10 protein-coding genes are annotated in these 19,306 nt (G+C 63.9%); 2 read left to right on the plus strand and 8 right to left on the minus strand.

The window, feature by feature from the left end; genetic code table 11:
• Window positions 1-56: 56 nt before the first annotated feature.
• From dpdD to dpdE, 8 genes are read right to left on the minus strand one after another with little or no spacing between them, the layout of a single operon-like run.
• Window positions 57-2,093 carry a protein DpdD gene (gene dpdD / locus AB0C96_RS09640; RefSeq protein WP_362915433.1) on the minus strand — a complete coding sequence of 679 codons (2,037 nt, stop codon included), beginning with the start codon at window positions 2,091-2,093 and terminating at the stop codon, window positions 57-59.
• Window positions 2,090-2,608 (minus strand): phospholipase D-like domain-containing protein DpdK, encoded by a 519-nt coding sequence (gene dpdK / locus AB0C96_RS09645; RefSeq protein ID WP_362915435.1) that lies wholly within the window; start codon window positions 2,606-2,608, stop codon window positions 2,090-2,092. The genes dpdD and dpdK overlap by 4 nt, the downstream gene beginning before the upstream one ends.
• Entirely contained in the window at window positions 2,605-7,107 is a 4,503-nt protein-coding gene (gene dpdJ, locus AB0C96_RS09650) for a protein DpdJ (RefSeq protein ID WP_362915437.1), read from the minus strand. Before dpdJ ends, dpdK begins: the two co-directional genes overlap by 4 nt.
• A complete protein-coding gene (locus AB0C96_RS09655) occupies window positions 7,104-7,790 on the minus strand; it encodes a hypothetical protein (RefSeq protein WP_362915439.1) in 687 nt (228 codons plus the stop codon). The genes dpdJ and AB0C96_RS09655 overlap by 4 nt, the downstream gene beginning before the upstream one ends.
• Window positions 7,787-10,888, minus strand: a complete 3,102-nt coding sequence (gene dpdH / locus AB0C96_RS09660; RefSeq protein ID WP_362915440.1) for a protein DpdH — start codon at window positions 10,886-10,888, stop codon at window positions 7,787-7,789. The genes AB0C96_RS09655 and dpdH overlap by 4 nt, the downstream gene beginning before the upstream one ends.
• Window positions 10,881-11,813: a protein DpdG gene (dpdG, locus tag AB0C96_RS09665; RefSeq protein WP_362915442.1), complete on the minus strand. Its 933-nt coding sequence runs from the start codon at window positions 11,811-11,813 to the stop codon at window positions 10,881-10,883. Before dpdG ends, dpdH begins: the two co-directional genes overlap by 8 nt.
• Window positions 11,813-14,413 carry a protein DpdF gene (dpdF, locus tag AB0C96_RS09670; protein WP_362915444.1) on the minus strand — a complete coding sequence of 867 codons (2,601 nt, stop codon included), beginning with the start codon at window positions 14,411-14,413 and terminating at the stop codon, window positions 11,813-11,815. Before dpdF ends, dpdG begins: the two co-directional genes overlap by 1 nt.
• Window positions 14,403-17,684: a protein DpdE gene (dpdE, locus tag AB0C96_RS09675; RefSeq protein ID WP_362915598.1), complete on the minus strand. Its 3,282-nt coding sequence runs from the start codon at window positions 17,682-17,684 to the stop codon at window positions 14,403-14,405. The genes dpdF and dpdE overlap by 11 nt, the downstream gene beginning before the upstream one ends.
• Window positions 17,685-18,042: 358 nt before the next feature.
• On the opposite strand from dpdE, the gene AB0C96_RS09680 reads away from it, so the two are divergent.
• Complete coding sequence (locus AB0C96_RS09680) at window positions 18,043-18,651, plus strand: VUT family protein (protein WP_362915446.1); 609 nt, start codon at window positions 18,043-18,045, stop codon at window positions 18,649-18,651.
• 83 nt (window positions 18,652-18,734) lie between these two features.
• Window positions 18,735-19,295 (plus strand): hypothetical protein, encoded by a 561-nt coding sequence (locus tag AB0C96_RS09685; protein ID WP_362915448.1) that lies wholly within the window; start codon window positions 18,735-18,737, stop codon window positions 19,293-19,295.
• Window positions 19,296-19,306 lie beyond the last annotated feature (11 nt).

The following is a 19,306-nucleotide window of genomic DNA, read 5'->3' on the forward strand; positions in this document are numbered from 1 at the left end:
GCTCTGCGGTTCCATCTGGTGGTCTCCCTGAACAGATCGGGGAGACCACCATTGCGTTAGCGGCCTACAGCAGCCGAGCGAAGACCGGTCACCGCTGCTCGCAGCATGGACGCCGAGCCGCTGCCGTCTGCGTAGTGGATGTGTTCGGTACGGGCGTGCTGCGTAATAAAGCCGGTCGCAGCGTGCTTCGCGCAGCGCGTCGCGATAACGACCAAATCAGCGGAGCGTGCCTTCTGCCGAAGCTGAGCACTGCCGACGTGATCGCTAGCCTTTGCTGCGTCCACTGCGGGGGCAAGCTGCTTGATCTCCTCGACGCAGCGCGCGAGCACGGCGTCGTCCAGGGAGTACAGCAGCACCTTCATGGGCGGCAGGTCTGAGAGCGACAGCTCACGCTCGCCTTCGGAGCCGACCCGGTCCTGCCAAGAGAAGTCGACACCGAGTTCCCTTGAGAGGCGCTTGGCAAACGCCAAGTCAGCTTCGTTGAGTCGACCTTGATGCCGCCAGAGTGGTTCAAGGAGGTCGTACGCGAGCTTGGCGCGCGCCTCCGGGTCTGGGCATGCAGCCAAGAACAGTCGGTCGACGAAGTCCAGGGCAATTGCTGCCCGTTCAGGGGAGACCCAGCGACTGCGATAGGCGCCGATCTCATCCAGAAGTTCGGCGTAGTTTTGCGCTGAAGGGGCAGCTCTGAGTGCGATCTCTGCGAGTGCCTGGAGCACGGCGAGGTCACCTGGGCCGAACCGGTCGAAGGCGACCGCGTTCCGGATGAACGCATGGGCGGTCAGACCCGCCGGAGCTACATATCCGACGGCGTCAATGAACGCCCCAACTGCCCGCCAGGCCTCTTCAGCAGCTTGATTCTCCAGCCCGTCCAGGAACCCGGCGAGGGCCGCATCATGAGCTGCTGGCGGAGACCACGCAGTCCAACTGCGCTGCTCAACTGCCGACTGGCCTTCCCTGTTGCCCGCGGCTACCGCAGCGAGAAAGGTCGGCCAGGAGTCGATGGTCGGAAACGCTTCCGACGCGTCGTCTTCAGCCACCTGTGGCACGGGCTCCGCAGCGGCGGGAGGCCCTGTCGCGCCATCGCTTTCGGCCAGGACGCGCTGAGCGTCCTCCCAGATCAGTGAGGGCAGTTCGCCTATGCGGCATTCGCTCTGCACGGCCTCCACGAGACGACGCAGAGCAGGCAGGTCCTCAAGGATGGTGGCCGCCATCAGAAGAACGGTGACGGCCTGAGTGCCGAGCTTGCCCGCATCGGTATCCAGCAAGGCAGGGACGAACCGCCCCCGTTCTTCGAGCCTCGCCCGTGCCGCTGAGAGATCGTCTTCTGCGAGAGGTTCCTCCAGCGCCGCGTACACGCCGTTCAGGATCGCCTCCTTCACCGGAACGGGAGGATCCTGCCGGATGGCGTCGGGCAGTTCAGGGAACTGGAGGATCTCCTCGCTGCGACCGAGCCGGTCAAGCCGCTTGATCCTCAAGTTCGCGAGGTTGGCTGCAGTGATACCGCCCGCCGCGGCCAGATGGTCAAGCACCACATCTGAGGCGGCCTCGGCCCCCGCGGAGAGGGAGGCGTCGAACTCAGCGAGGAGCCGACCAATCGGCTTGGCCACCCGCCACAGTCTGGGAGGTCGGCGAGCCTGGGTCCTCTGCATCAACTCCAGTGCCCCGGCCAGATTCCGGCGGTGGTCGAGAGTGCGCCCCGTCTCCAGTCGGAAGGTGGTGCGATCGCCGGCGAAGTCATGGATGGCCTGCTCGACGGGATCGTCTGGGTCCAGCCAGGCGGGCTGGATGCCAACCTGCTCGTCATACGCGACGTAGGTGGGGCCAGCGAAGGCGCGGATCAACTCAGCCGTCTTGGCTCGCTCACCGGGCTCACGGGCAATGACATAGACGACGAAGCGATCGCGGTCCGTATACACGCGCGGCAGGACTACGGGTGCGTCATCGCCGCGTCGAAGGGACTCGACGAAGGGCAGTGTGCGGTCTTTATAGCGGTAGTTCGGATCAAGGTCTGGCCAGACGCCGTTTCCTGGGCCGAAGAACCGGTGCAAGAACCTTTCGAGGGCTTCTCGCTTCTGCTCCTGGGTCTGCGTCATGAGCCGCTCCTCCACCGCTGTGCCAGGTCCAGCCGCGCCTGCCCGGCATCCGGCCCGCCCACCTTGTAGGTGACCAACTCATCGTTCTTCGCCATGCCGCGGACCGTGTAGTTCATCGACCCGGTGAGGATCCACTCCTGGCCACACAGAGTCTTCTCGTGGACGTCGGGATCGCGCTGCACTTCCAGGCTGTCCAGATCTGGGGCCTCGATCCGACGCAGAAACGCATCGTTGTGAGGGTGCGGGCGCGTGACCACGTGGACGCGGGCCCCGGTCCCGGCGATGCGCAGAAGTGTGTCGGACAGTCGCCATCCGCTGGGAGGGACGTCACCGAAGAAGGCGTCGTAGGTGCCGTGGCTGTTGTCGATGACTTGGACGTCTGTGATCCACGGTGAGACCAACCACAAGTCGCTGCTGGGGTTGAGCATCTCTGCCATCAGCGCAGCGGACAGTATCGAGTCGATGCGCAGCCCTGTACGAGCACCTGTGCGCACGGTTCTGGTCAGATCTTTCACTGGGTTGCCTCCCGCAACTCCACCCGTACACGCAGTTTGTCTCGATGCCGGGCGTAGCCACGAACCTCGCCGTGGACACGCAGTACGTCCCGGTCGACGGGCAGTGCCGGCACTTGGATAAGGGCCTCTGCCAGGGCCTGTGACTCGCCTGCGGGACAGATGAGTTCTGCGGCACCGCTGTCGGCCATGGCCTTCTGGTAGGCCAGGACCCAATCGCTCGCCGTGACGTGAACCTCGGGAAGGCGGTCGTTGTGAGCCTTGCGCACGAGCAGCCGGTCCAGCACCGGGGCATCCGTGTACGGCTGGTAGTGCTGGAGATCCTGTGTGCGAGCTTGTCGTCCGCGAGGCCAGAGCAAGCTGTAGGCCTGGTCGGCCGTCAACCGCTTGCTCCCGCCGACGTTCAGCCGGTTGTCGCCGACCGCGAAGGCAATGACGTTCGCGTCGACCTCAACGCCGAGCCTCTCCTCCAGGCCGGCCCATGCATCGACCATGGCTAGAGCCTGCATGTCCGTGTCGGGTCCGGACCCCGGCCGGAGGAGTCGTGTCGACAACGCTGAAACCGCAGTGCGACGGGGACGGCCATCCAACTGTTCCCACGCGGCAAGGAGGGAGTTCAGGGCCTCCTGGGCCGCTTCGGCATCTTGGGCTCCTCGCAATGCACGCATGGCTTCTGCGGCATCTCCGCCAGGCTCATCGGCCTGGTGACGCAGCAGCCCGGTGAGTGTAGCGTCCACGTACTCGTAGTCGCTGGGAGCCAACGCGCTGGTGACAAGCGCCCAGAAACGACGAGGGTCTTCTCCGTAGAAGCGCACCAGGCTCTCGACGACGCCCAGGCCCCCAACAGAGGTCTCGCTGAGCCACACGACCGCTGGATCGCCACTGTCAGCACCGGGCAGTACGTCGACGATCAGGTCCCCGTCCTGCGAGTCGGGGCAGGCTCTCTGCGCGGCGGAGAGAATCGCCGCGGCCACTGTGTCGCGATAGGCGCGTTGGGCCAGGTCCTCAGTTCGGACGGCAATATCCGGATCGAAGAGGTGCTCCGCCGCACGGTCAATGGCAGCGAGCACTCGTCCGTCTCGCAGCAACTCCGTGAGCCCGTCAATCAGCCGCGCATTCTCGACAACATGGTCAGGGTCGCTGTTGTCGCGGTAAAGGACGCTCAGGATGCGTGACAGCTCCCCAGTCCACGCTCCGTTAGCGAGCGAAGCGCGAACCTCCTCAGACGTGCGAGATTGCTTGAGGCCTTCGAGCGCAAAGGCGGTGAGATAGACCTGGCCAAGCCACGCGCGCTGGAACTTGTTGGCGACATCCTCAAGAGCAGGGTCCTCTGCGAAGGTGGCCGAGAACGCCAGTGACCGCCATTGCGGAGACGACAGGTACTCCCTGACCAGAGGATCCGAGGTGTCCAAGGGCCTGAGTAGGATCCGCACAGCGTCGACGCCGAGTCTGAAGCCAAGAGCAGCTGGCTTGCCGTGCAGTTCGTAATAGACCTTGCGTGTCTCGACTTCTCCGCGCTCGAGTGCTACTTGGCAATCGGCGCCGATGGTCATGCGACGCATCTCGATGGGGTTGCCGGCAGCGTGCGTGGCGAAGCTGACAGCCTTCACCCGCTCGTGCCAGAGAGATGGATCAGGGATATCTGCCGGGGTCGGTGGCGCCTCGTCGGACACAACAATCTGCGTACGCCACAAGGGGAGACCTTGCGAGCGGTCGGAGATTTCCTGATCTGGCTGCTCCAGCTTCAACTGTGTGGGCCGGAAGACCTGAAGTCCCTCTGGCGCGTAACCATCGGGCTGCCAGGTTCCTTCAGGATCGGCGTGCTGCACGATCTGTGTCAGCGGGAGAGTGCTGCTGCCGGCCGGTGGAACTGGGAGCCATGTGCGGTGCTCATCACGGCGGTGGCCGAATCGTCGGCTGACGCGTCCAGGTACGGCCTCACGTAGTGCCCTGGCGATCGGCAACTGCTCCAACGTGTCGTTCGTATTGAACGGCAGGAGCAGTTCAACCTCGGGCAGGTTCAGCGGTTCGAAGAGTGAGCGCGTGATGAACTCGGGGAGTAGGGCGCCGTCCTTCGCGCCCGGATCAAGGCGCTGGAATGACCAGTCGCTGGAAAGACGCCGCAGTGCAGTGGGAACGACAGACAGTAGCAGCGACCGGGGCTGTTCCCACAGCAGCGCCTGGACCTCGTCTGCACTGATCTGCAGAGCCCTCGCCAGGTGCTGGGCAAGATCGTCCTGCAGACCGGGCTCGTCGAGGATCGCCTTCAGGAGCGATGTCAGCGCGTCGTGACCTTGCCGGTCCTCGTTGCGCACCTTGTGACCGCTGGGGGCGCGGAGGATCTTACGAGGGTCGGCCCACAGCTTCCGGGACCGGAGCTTGCGGCTCGCCCAGTCCAGGAGAGCCTGGGTGGCTTGGATCTTGAGTACGAAGCGGTTCCCGATCGGAAGACTTCGTGCGGGTACCTGCGGTGCGAACAGCGTCTCGTATGCCTGGTAGGCGAGTCGGTCTCGGCCGTAGTCCGAGAGCGTGACTACCGTGATCGGCCTCGTGCCACGTTCTCGGCCTGCGCGGCCGCGGCGCTGGATGAACGCTGCCGCGTCGCGGGGTGCCTTGTGCTGAAGCACGAGGCCCACACGAGGATCGTTGAAACCGACTTCCAGGGAAGCCGTGGCTACGGTCAGGTTCGCGTTGTGGTCGACCCCGACGTCCTGAGAGGACGTGCGACCGACATGCAGGTGGTGGAGCTGAAGGGTCGGGTCGAGGTCATGTCCGATCTTCTCGACGATGTCCCACGACTGACCGTCCAGGTAGCGCGCAGCGTGTTCGTTGCGTTCTGAGGAACGCAGGCCAGCGAGTACAAACTTGCGACCGTTACGGCGGCCTGCCCGGTCCTGCCCACCTTCCGCATCACGCAGGTCGTTGTAGAAGCGGTTGGTGACGTCCAGGTCGTCGGTGAAGAGGAAGCCAGTGGAGCCGTACAGGTACTGCCTCTTGTCCAAGTCGAGCATGCGGCCATGGAGCATGGCCGTTTGGATCGACGTAGACAGCAGGCTCGTTCCGGAAACCGGGTCGCCGCGCAGCGCCAGTGCGTACTCACGCCCTTCGGAATCCATGGCCTCGTCAGCCGGCTCAATCGATGCGACGTCGCCTGGGCGAAGGCCGACCAGTTGAGCGAAGAACCTGTCCGCGTCACGAAGGGTCGCAGAGAGACCTACGAACGTCATGGGGCGACGTGCTGCCTCACGCCAGCGGCGCAACAGCAGTGCTACCTGCGCGCCGTGAAGGCCGCTATAGGTGTGGACCTCATCGAGTAGCACGAGGGAAGGAGCCGAGCCGCCACCGCGCCACCCAAGCAGCCATTCCAGATAGCTGTCGCCGCTGCAGCGGTTCAGCATCTCCGTGGTGGTGAACAGCAAATCTGGCGGGTTCTTCTTGAGGGATTCGCGAGTGAGCGCGAGGCGCCCATCCTTCAGCGTGTAGCCGCACCTCATGCAGGTCAGCCGCTCACGGCCTTGCCTTCGGTCCTCGTCCGTCCACTGGAGTTCCCCGGTGCCGCAGTCTGGGGTGGGGCAGGGCAGATAGGGGCACACTACGCCCTGGGGAGTGCGCTTCCAGGAAGTGGCGAGTCGTGAGTCTGGTTCCAGCCTCCGGTCCCGAGCGTTCCACGGGGTGTCGCCGTAGAGCGCACCGACTCGGATCGGTCGTCGCCTACTCGCATGCAGTGCCGGCTCGACGGTGTCAACAGTTCGGATCGACTCCCGCAGCTGGTCGCGCAGAAGTTCCTTGCGTGGGTAGAGCGCCAGTGTGTGCACACGCTTCGCCGCGCCACGGTGCGCGTCTTCTGCCATCGCCGCGAAGGCTGGCAAGTAGAACGAGAGTGTCTTGCCGCTACCCGTGCCAGCGCCAACGATGATCCCCTTGGACCTTTCGGCGCTGAGCGAAGCGAATACGGAACAAGTCGCGTCCAACTGGAACCGCGCTAGCTTGCGTCCCTGCAACTGAGCTGCTGCCACGCGTTCCTGCACCTCACCCCAGTGGGAAAGTCGCCCGAGATCGCGGAGAGCGTCGGATGCTGGGATGTCTCTACGTGGGTAGCGCCGCGGTGCTACGTGCAGTCGATAGTCAGCGACGAGACGGCGCTGATGCTGCCACCAGCCGGGCCGCTCCTCCTGTGCCCAGCCACCTCGGGCAAAGAGCTGCCGAAGGCCAGTCGTGAGCCTGAGTGACTCCGCCAAGCGGGTGCGATACCGCGGTGGCGAGGTCACGGGCACCGGCACCTCGAACAGCAAGGCGCGGAGGAGGAACTCCTCCAGCACAGCGTCAGCGGACATGCTGGCGGGGGCTGCCTCGTGACTGTGCAAGAGACCGTCGATGGTCTCTATCACTTCGGCCTTGGAGAGGGCAGTCTCTGTGACGCCCCAGGACAGCAACGGCAGTTCGCGGTCTTCCAGGCGATTCAGGAGTTCGTTCGCGAAGCGAACGTCGAGGTGCTCTGTCACGCTCCCGTCCTCTGCAGGGTGATGTGGATGTCCATCTCGAACTGACGCAGCAGCGCAATGTCGCCGTCTGTGATGTCGCGGAGAGTGGGGCTGGGGCGCTTCTCTAGCAACTCCAGGAGCTCCAATAGCTCGCTCGGTGGATCACTCTTGTCGTGCAGGGACTCCGCAAGGAGGGCGTATGTGCTGGTGAAGAGGGTGACGTCCGCCTTGGACAGGTTCTTGGTTGTCACCGCCTGCCGGAGTTCCTTTTCCCGGTTGCGTGCGGCCTCGCGTTCGTCGCGCGAGAGCATGGGGATCCGGGCCAGGGGAAGGCCAGCGACTTGTGCTGTCGCCCAGCTGACCCATGCCGCGCTGCTATCACCCTTAAGCTTGCCCGCGAACTCCTGGACTTTCTTCCTGGCCGTGTTGAAGACCGTGTCACTGGGCAACCCGTTGAGGGCCCTCCGCTCGAACGCGGTGCGCGCGGTGTCGATACCTGACAGATCAGGCTTGTGCGCCGCCCCCAATGCCGCAAGCGTATGACTCAACTCCACTTGGGTTCTGAGTTCGGTCAGCCCCGCACGGAGTTCCTTCGTGCGGCTCAGAACCCGAGCTGCCTCCTTCTCCCCGACAGCGCCTGCAGCGATCTGGCGGGCACGGTTTTGCAGCTGTACGGCCTTGTCGTACACAGACAAGTTGGTCACCAGTCCTCCCCGTCGTCTTCGGCGGACGGGACAGCGGTGAGCGCCTGCCACTCCACACAGATTTGCCCCACGTCTTCCGCAGCACTGTCACCTGCGGAGCCACTAGACCGTGACTCGGCGCTGGCAAGAGCAGCGTCCAGCCAGTCGTTGCTGGCAATGAGTAGTTGTTGAATCAACTTGAGCGAGTCACCGCGGTCCTTAACAGCCGCAACCACGCGGGCGTGGTGATGGGTTGAGGAATTGCGGCTGTCGTCGCCTGCCTTGGCCAGGTCGTCTTCGAGTGCAGAGATGGCCTTCCAGTCCGCGTTCTGGGCGTCATGAAGGAGGGCGTTGAACTGATGTGTTTGCTCGACTGTTAGGGGTAGCCCAACTTCTCGTGCAGCACTGAGAGCGTCGCGGATTGCAGCCGTGGTCTGGACACCAGTGGTGCCCCGAGGCTGACGGCTTCGGATTGAGTTGAGCAGATCTGCGTGGCGGGTTAGTTGATCCTCAACGATGGTCGTCCAAGACGCGAACCCAGTAACGGCCGACCTCACCCACTTCGGAATGGCCAGAGCCTCGACATCCCAATTCCACGAGGAAACCGCTCTATCGAGAAGCGGGAGGACGCGCGCGGCATCAACCATGTTCACTGCGCCAATGCCTTGGGTGATGCCGACGGCATAGCGGAGTTGCTTCACGAGTTCGGGGCGCGCTTTGATATGCCCCTGGAGCATGTCCATCCACTTCTCTGTACGGATGCCACCGTCCTCACGACGCCACTCCTGCCCGTCATCGAACGCGGCGGCAATGAGCTGCGAAGGAGACATCCCCGGCCATGCCTTGCCAGCCAGTGCCGCACCAAGCAGCGATGCGCGGAGCCCCGCAACGAGGTGATCGTCGGTAACTTCCATGTGCCGCTGCAGTCGCGCAGTGAGATCTCGGCCGTGCTTCTCTGCCAGGAACGCCAGCCGTCGGATGTCCTCAGCTCGCGCAGGGAGTTCCCGCTCGGCTTTCAGCAGGCTGTCGAAGAACCAGCTGTCTTTGGGGCGACGAGAGAAGGTGATGGGGGCATTCTCGACGCCGGCCAGGTTTTCCTTCGCTCCCTCGATGGAGACGACAGTGGCCTTGGTCGGCCAGGTCGCCCTCCGCAACTCGGTGCTACCCACCTCCCGCATCAGAGGTGAGTTCCACTGGTACCTCTGCAAGACCGCAGTGGAGACAACGACTCGGATCCGGTTTGCGGTGGAAGTATCCAGGCCGCCTTCGCGGGTGAGCCACTCGTCCACCGTCTCTAGCATTCGCTGGAGTTCCCCGGAAATCTCGCCGCGTTTGCCACTCGCCCCTGTCTCGGGCTTTGGCTCCCTGGCACCCGTCTGCTCCCGGATGGCGGTAGAAGCAGGCGTACGCCTTTGCCCCTCTTCGCCACCGAGCGGCTCCAGGGAGAAGGCCTCCAGGATGGTTGGGTGGACGCTGTTGGCGTGCTCTGGGGCGTCTCCCCAGAATTCGAGCACGAGGTTCCGCCGCTCCGCCGAGGCAGGGTCGTGATCGTTCTCTGCCACGAAGCCGAGCACGTCGCGGCTGACGCGCTTGTCGAGTTTGGTGGGCCGGAACCGTTGCTTGAACATCGGGTCCGGGAACTCGCCCTGCCGCATGGCAGTGGCGTGTTCAACCAAGACAGGTCGCACGATACTTCCGAGCACGACACGGGGGTTGAAAGACCAAGGCTTGTTCTGATCTGCCGTTGAGTGGACGGCCCTTACAAGAGACGACTCGTTGAACGGGTACAGCCCGTAGCCGTCAGCGGTTGCTCCAAACGCCTCGTGGCACTCCGTGCGGAACGAACAGGTCAGGCATTTGTTGGTGACCTCGCCGGTGGTCTCACGCTCAAGTTCATCGCGGCCCAAGCGCCCAGCATTCAGGTAGCGGCCGACGAACGAGGCGATCTCCGTTCGTCCGGTCTCCTCCGGGCTGAAAGGAACGTCCAGGTGGTAGACGTAGCCTGTGCCGGCCTGGATGCGGGTCAGGGCTGTCTCATCCAAGGACTGGAAGTAGCCCGTCGTTACCGCCATGAGTGTGCGGATAGGGGCGAGAGTGGTCTTACCCTCACGGTTTGCTGCTTCGACCACGGCATCCAGGAGGTCTCGCTGGACACCTTGGATAAGAGCGAAGTCCTCGATGAGCAGGACGATCTCCTTGCCCTGCCGGTGGTACTCCTCTCGTACCTGCTTCATCGCATCGAGTAGCCGACCTGCCCCGAGGTTGGCGGCACTCTTGATGGCGGCTTCGAGGTGTCTGTTGAGTAGGTCTACTGCAATGCCCTGAAGGTCACCGCGTGTACTGACGGTGCCGAGCAGTTTCTGCGCCATGCCCGACGCGGATTGGATGTCTCGGATGTCGAGCGGAAGGTCGCTGACGCTGAACCCTTCGGGGCGGTCAGCCTGCCCGTCCCGGCGATTGTGAATCAGTTGATGAGCGAGCTCAGGGACAAACATCCCGGGCGCGAGCAACTCCGCACGAACATGGGGATCGAGAAGTACCGCAGCCAGCTTGCCGGGACCCACGAGCATTCGGGCCAAAGGGCGTGACTCTGAGTTCGGGGAAGTAGCTTCGAGCGCCTCGCTCAGTTCATTGAGGATACGCCTCGCAAGCGACTCCTCGTCGATGTCCTCGGTAAACCGGTTGATGTCCTCTTTGAGCTGAGCCAGATCGTTGCTCTCCGCCTTCGCGATGAGCGTGCTGACAACGGCCTTGAGGCTGGTCTTAGACTTCTCGAGGTAGATAACCTCTCTCTCGTCTGCGCCCTCCTCCATCACCGCCAGTTGCTCGCGTACCCAACGGACCAGATGCGACTTACCTGAGCCAGACTCACCGACGACCGGCACGAGCAGGGCTCCGCTGTCCGCGCGGAGCGCCATGAATTCTTTGAGGACTGCCTTCTCGCCGATCGGGTCGCCTTCGATGGCGAGTTCCTTCCCGTCCATGATCCTGGCGCGCTTGATCCGCAACGGCGCATGCGTAGCCAGGAAGACCGACCGCGAAGGGCTGACCGCCTCAGTGTTGATGGTGGAGGCTGCCACTGCTGGTTCCCAGCAGAGCATCCCGCGGAAGTCAGCCATCGGTGGGCTCCAGGATCGTGATGTCGCTAACGGGACGTGGGCTCGCGGGCCGTTCAGGGTCGTGCAGGAGAAGAATCTTCCGAGCATCGTCGTCGTGCTCCAGGCGCAGCCACTTCTCGTCGTGGCCACGCAGGAGAGCAAACGAGAGGGCGGTACCGGCCGTACTGTCGCCCGGGCTGGGGATCCCCACGGCGAGCGAGTGTGCGCCGCCAGGCAGCACCGGTAGGTGCTCTCGCAGAACTTGCAGTGCCTCAACGGCATTGATGCGCTGGGTCGGCTGCCATAGGTCGAACACTGATTGCTTAACGGCCAGGGTGCAGTCCGGGACCAGTGGGCCGCGGCCTTCGGCGCGGAAGACAGGGGCAGCGGCGAAGCCAAGAGCAGTTGCCCAATACCCGAAACGGGGCCATCGGGTGTCGTTGGCGAAGAGCGGAAGCACCTCGGCTCGCAGCAGCTTGCGGTCCTTGCCGTCTTCCTCATCCAGGAGTCGCTGTGCGGCGACCCAATCAATGGGTCGTTCCATGGGGTCGTGCGAGAGGAACCAGGCAAGCGCACGGGTCAGGTCTCGGGGCCCTGTCGGTTCGTTGTCAGCCCCCAGGTCTTCGTTGTAGTCCGCCTTGAGGACTGCGCGACGAAGGACGCGGGTGTACGTCTCCAGATCGTCGCTGCTGGCGAGATCTTTGGTTGGGCCCACCAGCGAGAGCTCTTGCTGGCCAGCATCGACCTGCGCCAACTCCAGGACCTGGAGGGAACTGATAGCACAGTCGAAAGGCGGCTTGGTCGATGTGTCCTCTGAACGCAAGGACGGAGGACTGACCAGCGCCCGCGCCTCGTCCAAGGCGATGCTCTTCCCCAAGTAGGTGAGAAGGCGCACGACCGCCCACGTCTGGGAGGGGATGGCTGCGTCTACGTTCAGGAGAGTCATCAGAGTTCCTCCAAGGCACGGCGGATCGACAAGTTCGCCGGGTGGACATCGACGAGTGGTGTACCTCGGCGTTCTGGGTGATGCATGGCGCGGGGATGGACCAGGTAGGTAGGTACATCCCAGGTGAAGCGACTAGCGATCTGAGGCCCCGGAGACGCTGTGCTCGGGTCAGCCATCCAGATCACAGGGCCAGACCAGTCCGACAGGAGAGCACCGTCATCATCGAGGATCACGGTGCGGGTGCGCGCTGTTGTCTGCAGTTGGCTTCTGAGGCGGCTGTCCAGGCCTGGCCCTCCGACCACGCAGATCCTGCGACGGACAAGGCTTTCCACCAGCCGTGCTGCCAGAGCCCGGTCATCAGCGTCTTGCCACCACAGACTCAGGCATTGACGGTCCCCGAAATACGGCATCAACGGCAGACGCCCATGAGTCTCGGGCGCCGGCAGCAGAGGGTGCGGTTCCCCAGCGAGTCGGTAGAAGCCTGCAGGAAGGCGCTTCGCAGTAGCCCTGCACCGAGGGCACCCACGGCAGGTTATGCCGCTACGACGGAAGCCCTCACCGTGTGGGATTCGGTAGTACGCCCCCAGCACGTCACCGATGCACTGGTCACCCCGCAGAGCGGCTTTCAGCTCACGCAGTGCCGAAGTACGACCATGCAGCAGCTTTTGACGCTCAGCCTCAAAGCGGTCACGAAAGTTCTCACCGTTCCTCGCGTCGGAGTCGAGGAGTTCTACATCTGCGTACCCATCAGCCGTGGAATAGAACAGGCCAAGTCGTGCCTTCCAAAAGATATCTGACTCGCCCTCATTCTTGGTGGGGGCCTGTGGTGGATGGACGGCCACGATCCCCGACCGCATCATGAGGTTCAGGATCCGGATGTTCCATTGCCGGTTCCGTTGAAATCCCTCGTTCATGTCAGGGGGGTAGGAATCCAGACTCACTCGGTGGCGGTCTTGGATGGTTTCCCGGCTGTGGAACATTGCCTCCCACCGCTGCCATGCGCGCGGGGCTCCGATGACGACCTCGTCGCTCATCTTGCTGGCGATACTTTCGTCTTTACGCGTGGTGGCCAGGTACGAGATTGAAGGGCTTCCGTTGCGCCCTGCTCGGCCGACTTCTTGGTAGTAACGGTCCACCGTTTCCGGCAGACAGGCGTGCACAATCGTCTTGACGTCATCGAGATCCACGCCCAGGCCGAAGGCGGAAGTGCCCACCACGATGTCGTACCGCGACTCCACGTCGCCCTCAGCGGTCTTGCCACTCCATCCTTCCAAGGCGTCGCGACGTTCGGGATCGGTGGAGTCCCCGGTGACGCTAGCTACGCGGCGCAACCCATGGCCGCGAAGACGATCCGCCCACTCCTGCGCATGGACGACCTTGGTCGTGTAGAGGATCATCGGCTTCGGCAAGTACGAGACGGCGTCAAGGACTGCGGCCTCACGGTCGGTCTCGCTCCGAAAGACGTCGATGTAGTAGCTCGGCTCGTGACGGAGTTGGGAAGCCCAGATGACCGTCGCCCGTTGTGGTGAGGCGAACAGCGTGTCGAGCGTCTCCACCTGTTGCCCAGTGAGTGTTGCGCTCATCGCAACGGTGACTGGCTGCCTGCCCTTTGGTGCCTTGCTGAGCCAGATACGGCGGTGACTCGACATCGTCTGGAACGCGGTGCGGAAGCTGTTGCCCCACTGCTCGACCAGATGTGCTTCGTCGATCACGAAGTAGTTGAACAACCCGGCCTCAGCCGCGTCCTCCAAAGGCTTCTTCAAGCTCTGCACTAGAGCCTCAGGTGATGTGAACACGAGGCGTTGGCGGCCCGCCGCGATGTCGTCTTGCATCTGTTGCCGGTCTTCGTCAGAAAGCCCGCTGGTGTAGGCGTACCGGTGCGTGGGGCTGTGATGCCCGTACCGTTCAAGGATCTTGAAGGCACGCCGTTCCAGGTCTGCTGCGAGAACACTCGTAGGCACAACAACCACCGATACGCCGCTGCTCATGCTCGCTAGGAGCGCGGGGGCCATCGCAACTGCGGTCTTTCCATGCCCCGTTGGGAGACAAATGATCGTGGTGCTGCCCGGTTCAGCAAGCGCGATAGCCCTGGCGGCTTGTCGCTGGCCGGCCGACACATAGTGGCTGTGATCGTCACCGAGGGCGGTCGTGAAGAACGGGTCGGCCGGATACGACTCCAGCTTCCGATGGTGTGGCGAGTCCTCACCAAGATGGACCTGTCGAAGATCCTCCTGAGCCGCCTTGCGGGAACCGTCGTCTGGCACGGGCGGATGCCACGGCAGCGCACTTACCCACAAGTTGGCGCCGCCATCGCGCAGCGCAGTCTGGCAGTGCATTTCCTCCCACTGCTCGCGAGTGGGCAGCCGTGGGAGAAGGGGAACCGTGAACCCGGTTGTGTTCTCTCGTGCTTGAGCTTCGAGCAGGATCTGCCGCGTAAGCGAGGCAATGTCCCTCCACCCGCTGGACTCAGTGGCCAGAGCATCACGGAGCCTGCGCAGCGTGCCCTTCGCCTCGGGAAGTTCCGGGAGTTGCTGGAGGTCTCGGTGATTGGACAGGTGGTTGAAGAGCGTCTTGGCGCCGGTCCAATTGTCAGTCGCCACGAGGGATCCTCCTGAGCCCCTGTTTCACCAAGCATGTCGCAGACACGAGCCGAACTTTCGGTTCGTTCAGTCCCTGCACCAGCGCGTCGGTGATGGCGACATCCAGCAGGTAGCTCTCTCCGTCTCCCAGGAGTCGACGACCGGCTGCTTGGCGGGCATCCGCCTGTGCTTTCGCGACGGTGAGGCGCTCCCGTCCCTGTTGCTGGGCCAGGTTGCACAGGTCGGCCAGGTTGGTCACTCGCTTCAGTTCCGCTCGGGCGACTGCTTCAGCACCACGTGCAGCTGCTTCGTACCCGGGCTGCCCGTCAAACAGATCCATCAACTCATGGATGTTTCCAGAGTTGTAGTTGTGATCTGTGGCCCTGTAGCGGGCACCCAGCCACTTCTGGGTGTCTCCGTTGGCCAGGGCCTCGGCAGCTCCAGCCGGCACCCAGACCTTCAGCGCGAACGGGGGGAGGAGTTGCTCAACTTGCCGCCTCAGAGCTGCTTCCGCGTCGCGGGGCTCTTGCACGAGCGGTAGCGCCAGCGCGAGCGCCGAGGAGATGTCGGCTTCGACGAGGTAGTCGAAGCCGAAGTAGGGCTCCGGCTCCCCCCAGTGATTGACATCAGCGCGCCAGAAGGCCGTGGCCTGGCCGCGGTCGTCGCACCAAACGACGTCCGCGAGTGTGTCGACGAGTGGGCTCCCGGTACGGAACAGGCGTGTGCCGGGGGCTTTGAGTGCCTCCGACCGGCTGAATGTGCCCTTGGCCATCTCCTCTGTGAGGTTCTTGAGGTCATAGAGATGAGGGGAGATGAGGGTGCGCGACTTGAGGTCGAAGACCTCGCACATCACGTCATTGATCTTGCGCTCGGTGTGGCGGAGTTTGATTCCCTCCGAGCTGTCTCGTCCGGTGTATCCGAGCATGGCTTCGCGGGTGGCGTCCCAGCCGGCCTCGAACGTTGCGAGTCGCTCTGCGAAGTCGATGTCGTGGGGGGATGTGTCAAAGATCGACTCAAGGGTGTCCATGCTGTCGATCTCGCGGCGGGCTTTGGTGAGTTGCTCCTGAACAGTCTGGGTGAAACCGGGCAAGCCTTCCGGCCCATGCTCGAGTGCCTCCGCCCAGACAGCAGCGAGGCCTTCCGCGATGGCATCCTGGAGCGTGGAGGCCGACCCGTCGAAGATGCGGTAGCCATCGGTGAGCAGCGACAGCCACGCATCGGTGTGGGCTTCGGGGTCCGTGAGCACGAACTGGCGTGGCGCTTGGCGCTGCCGGTGGGACTCGACGTAGCGGTCTGTGCGGCCGAGGCGCTGCTCAAGTTGGTTGGGTGACCACGGCAACCGCACGTGGATTACGGTCTGGGCGGCCTGGAGATTCAGCCCGTCTTCCGCAGTGTCGTCCGTGATGAGAACGGCGGCCTTTGTGCTGGGCTTCCGCCATGCTGTGGTGGCAACTTCGGATGCGTCGGGGCCTGCGCTGCGGGTGTGCTCGAAGAAGCCGACCTCGGCGAAGCGTGCGCGCATGCGTGTGGTGAGTGTTGAAGCGAGTGAGCCTGGGCCACAGAAGACGATGATGTGTCCCCCCTTGCGCAGGGCAGGGAGGAGGGTGTTGATGAGGTCGTCGATTTCAGAAGCGCGACCGTCGTCCGTGATCTCTGATTCGAGACTCTCCAGGCTCTTGGCCTCGTGGGGCGTCACGGGCACGTTGGAGAGGTGGTTCCGCTCGCGGGCACTGAGGCCGGCACGCTGAGCGGCGCCTTCGTCACGGCGGACCCGCCATCGAAGTGCGTCGAGATAGTCAGCAGACGCGCCACCGAGACGGGACGCGAGCACGGCCAGGGCAAGCGCGTAGTTGGTGCGTTTACCCTCAAGGCCCTCGTCGAGGAGGTGCCCCCACATCTGGGTCTGCCACTCCAGAAGGTTGTCCGCGGCCGGGGTGTACGACTCGGCCGGCAGCTTTGCTGGCTTGGCGCGGCCGCGCACCTCGTAGGGGACGGCTGCCGAGTCGTCGTTTTGGCGCAGTACGTTCGCCCTGCGGTTCCTGATCACACGGCGGTGCAGTCGGTACGTCTCGCTGATGTGCGCCCGAAGCGCAGTGACGCGCGCCTTGAGCTCTGGCATCCCCGTCTCATCGCGGAGGCTTCCCTCCGCGTCGAGGAGGTCGAGCACCTGGGCTGCCAGACACTCGAAGCGGGAGTCCTCCGGGGGCAGCAGTGCCTTGACCATGTCGATCGTGGACGGCAGCAGTGGGTGGTATTCCGCGTCGAGGCTGAGGACGTGGTTCGCCAACTCCGCCCGGTGGTTGTACCGCTGTTCGAACGCCTCCCGCTCGCTCCACTTGTACACATCGGGATCAAGCAGGTGCAGAAGTCCCAGGTGCGTGGTGTGGCTGGAAGTGACTGGTGTGGCGGACAGCAACAGGAGCTTCGACGCAGAGTGCGCGAGATCGCGCAGTGCGCGATAGGTGGGGTCCGTGTCATCGCGATCTTGGACCAGTTGGTGGGCTTCGTCGACCACGACAAGATCACTGCCGTGGTGCCGCTCCCACAGGTCGGGAGAGTCGTGGGAAATGACCTTTACGCGCCTCGGGAAGTCATCGGTGAAGAATTTCGTGCGCAGCTCGGCTACCCACTGTCGGCGCAGAGACTCAGGCACGAGAAATGTCACGCGTGCCGGCGGGTTATCGATCAGGGTCTGCAGCGCCACGAGCGCGGCCTCGATCGTCTTACCGAGTCCGACTTCATCGGCGAGGAGATACCGCTGGACCGGGTCCGAGAGCACGGTCAGCGCGGCGCGGACCTGGTGCGGGTAGATTTCGGTGGCGGCTGCCAGGAGGGCCGGGGTGCTGGCACTGGCTGCGCGCTGAGCGACCAGGTTGTGCAGCATCGGGATGCGTGCGTTGTAAAGGTGTCCGGATTCGTTGCCTCCGGACACCAGGACCTGGAGAGGGTCACGTACCGGCTTGTTCCAGCGCACGCGGAGGTCAGATTCGGGTACCGGCAGGTCGTAGTCAGCGTTGGGGAACCGAACGAAGTAGCCCCCAGGGGCCGGGCCTTGTACGTGGCCAGCCATCCACTCGCCGGTGCTCGGATTGTGGCGGAATACGCGCGTTGGAGGTTTCAGCCGCACGCGCTCACAGGCGGCAGCGGGAACGGTCTGGGAATCGATCTTGGGCTCGGCCATGGACTCGAAGAAGTCCACGCGCAGCGAGCCATCGGCGATCGCGCCCACCCGTCCGATCCCAGGGCCCCCCTGGAACTCGACGAGGTACCCGACTGCGAAGCCTGAAGACATCCTTCTTCTCGCCCCCACCTGCTCGTACACCAACGCTGACGAGCCTAACGGGGGGCACTGACAACAGAGTCAAAGATGCTTCACGTGAATTCGCATGCACATTCGATGACGGCCTGGAAGTCCTCATCTAGCCCCGTCCTGCCGGGCGACATACCCCCGGATTTCGCCTAAAGCGATCACCGAGAGCTGGGGCTGAGATGGTGCTGGCACGCGACGATGGCCGAAACTAGCCGCAGAACTCGCAGCCGACCTCGACTATCGGGACCAGTGCGACGTCCTGTCTGCACTGCGTCATGGGCGCCGAGGAGCAGAGCCCGGATCGGCCTTAGCGGCCGGACGCGGCGCTGTTGTCAGTGCCGTGAGCTGTACTGTCTGGGCGCTCGCCCGCCACCTGCTCCCCGCAGGAGGCAAGGCGGGCATGTTCCTGCCGCATCGAGACAGAAAGCAGATCGTGAAGCTCCCCGCTCCAGCCGGTATCGCCACGCTCCTCGCCTACATCGCCACCATCCCGGCCGCCAACGTGGCGGTCACCCACTTCGGGGCCGTTCCCGTCGGCTTCGGCTACGCCGCACCTGCCGGCGTCTACATGGTCGGCCTGGCCCTCGTGCTTCGTGACCTCGCCCGGGAGGCCGCTGGCCGCAAGGCGATCCTCGCCGCGATAGCCGTCGGCACCGTCGTCTCCTACTTCCTCGCCGACCCCGCCCTGGCTTTCGCCTCGGCTGCAGCGTTCGCCGTCGCCGAGACCATGGACTTCGCCGTTTACGAGCCGCTACGGACGCGCGGTCTCCTGGTCGCCATGCTCGTCTCGAACGCGGTGGGCCTCCTCGCCGACAGCTTGCTGTTCCTCAAGCTCGCCTTCGGCTCCCTCGACTACCTGCCTGGGCAGGTCCTCGGAAAAGCCTGGATGACTCTCGCCGCAGTCGCGGTCCTTGCCCTCCTGCGCCGCCGACAGCGCGCCACCGCATGAAGCCCTGCCCGGCGTCATAGGGAAGCAAGATCGAAAACTGCGCACGGTTCGTTACCCTTTGACCAGAAAATTCTGGGGGGACCGTGAGCAAGTTGCAGAGCAAGAAGTTGGTCGTCAGCGTCGGCGCCGTGTGCGTCGCCGCACTGGCCTCGGGTGGCTGGTGGATGGTGTCCGAGAAAGGCTCCGCCAGCACCTGGGACCACTCTCTCTCCTACGCCGAGCAGACGACGATCGCTGTCGACGGCGGCCGCATCGAGGTCGCCTACCAATCCGTCGACGAAGCATCGTCGAACATCCCGAACTATGGCGACCGCACCTACACGCCCCACGTCTCAGTGACGGCGTACAACGACTCCGACGACGCCAAGGACTACACGATCACGTTCAAGGTGCTGCGCGGTGGCGAGGACGTGAAACCGCACTCCGCATCCGTGACCGTCACTGGCGTGCAGCCGGACAGCAAGGCCCTGGCCCAGTACGAGATCACGCAGAAGAAGTGGGACCCGGACGTCTACGACTCCGAGACTGGCCAGTCCGGCGCCGAGCAGGAGACGTACATCGACAGCCCCACCGGCAAGGACTTTACCGTGGAGATCCAGTCGGTGAAGGCGGAGAAGCATTACGCCGTGTCCGGGCAGCACTGACCGCCGTCAGG

Origin of the sequence: Streptomyces sp. NPDC048506 (assembly GCF_040651315.1) — a bacterium.
In the GTDB taxonomy this organism is placed as follows: Bacteria; Actinomycetota; Actinomycetes; order Streptomycetales; family Streptomycetaceae; genus Streptomyces.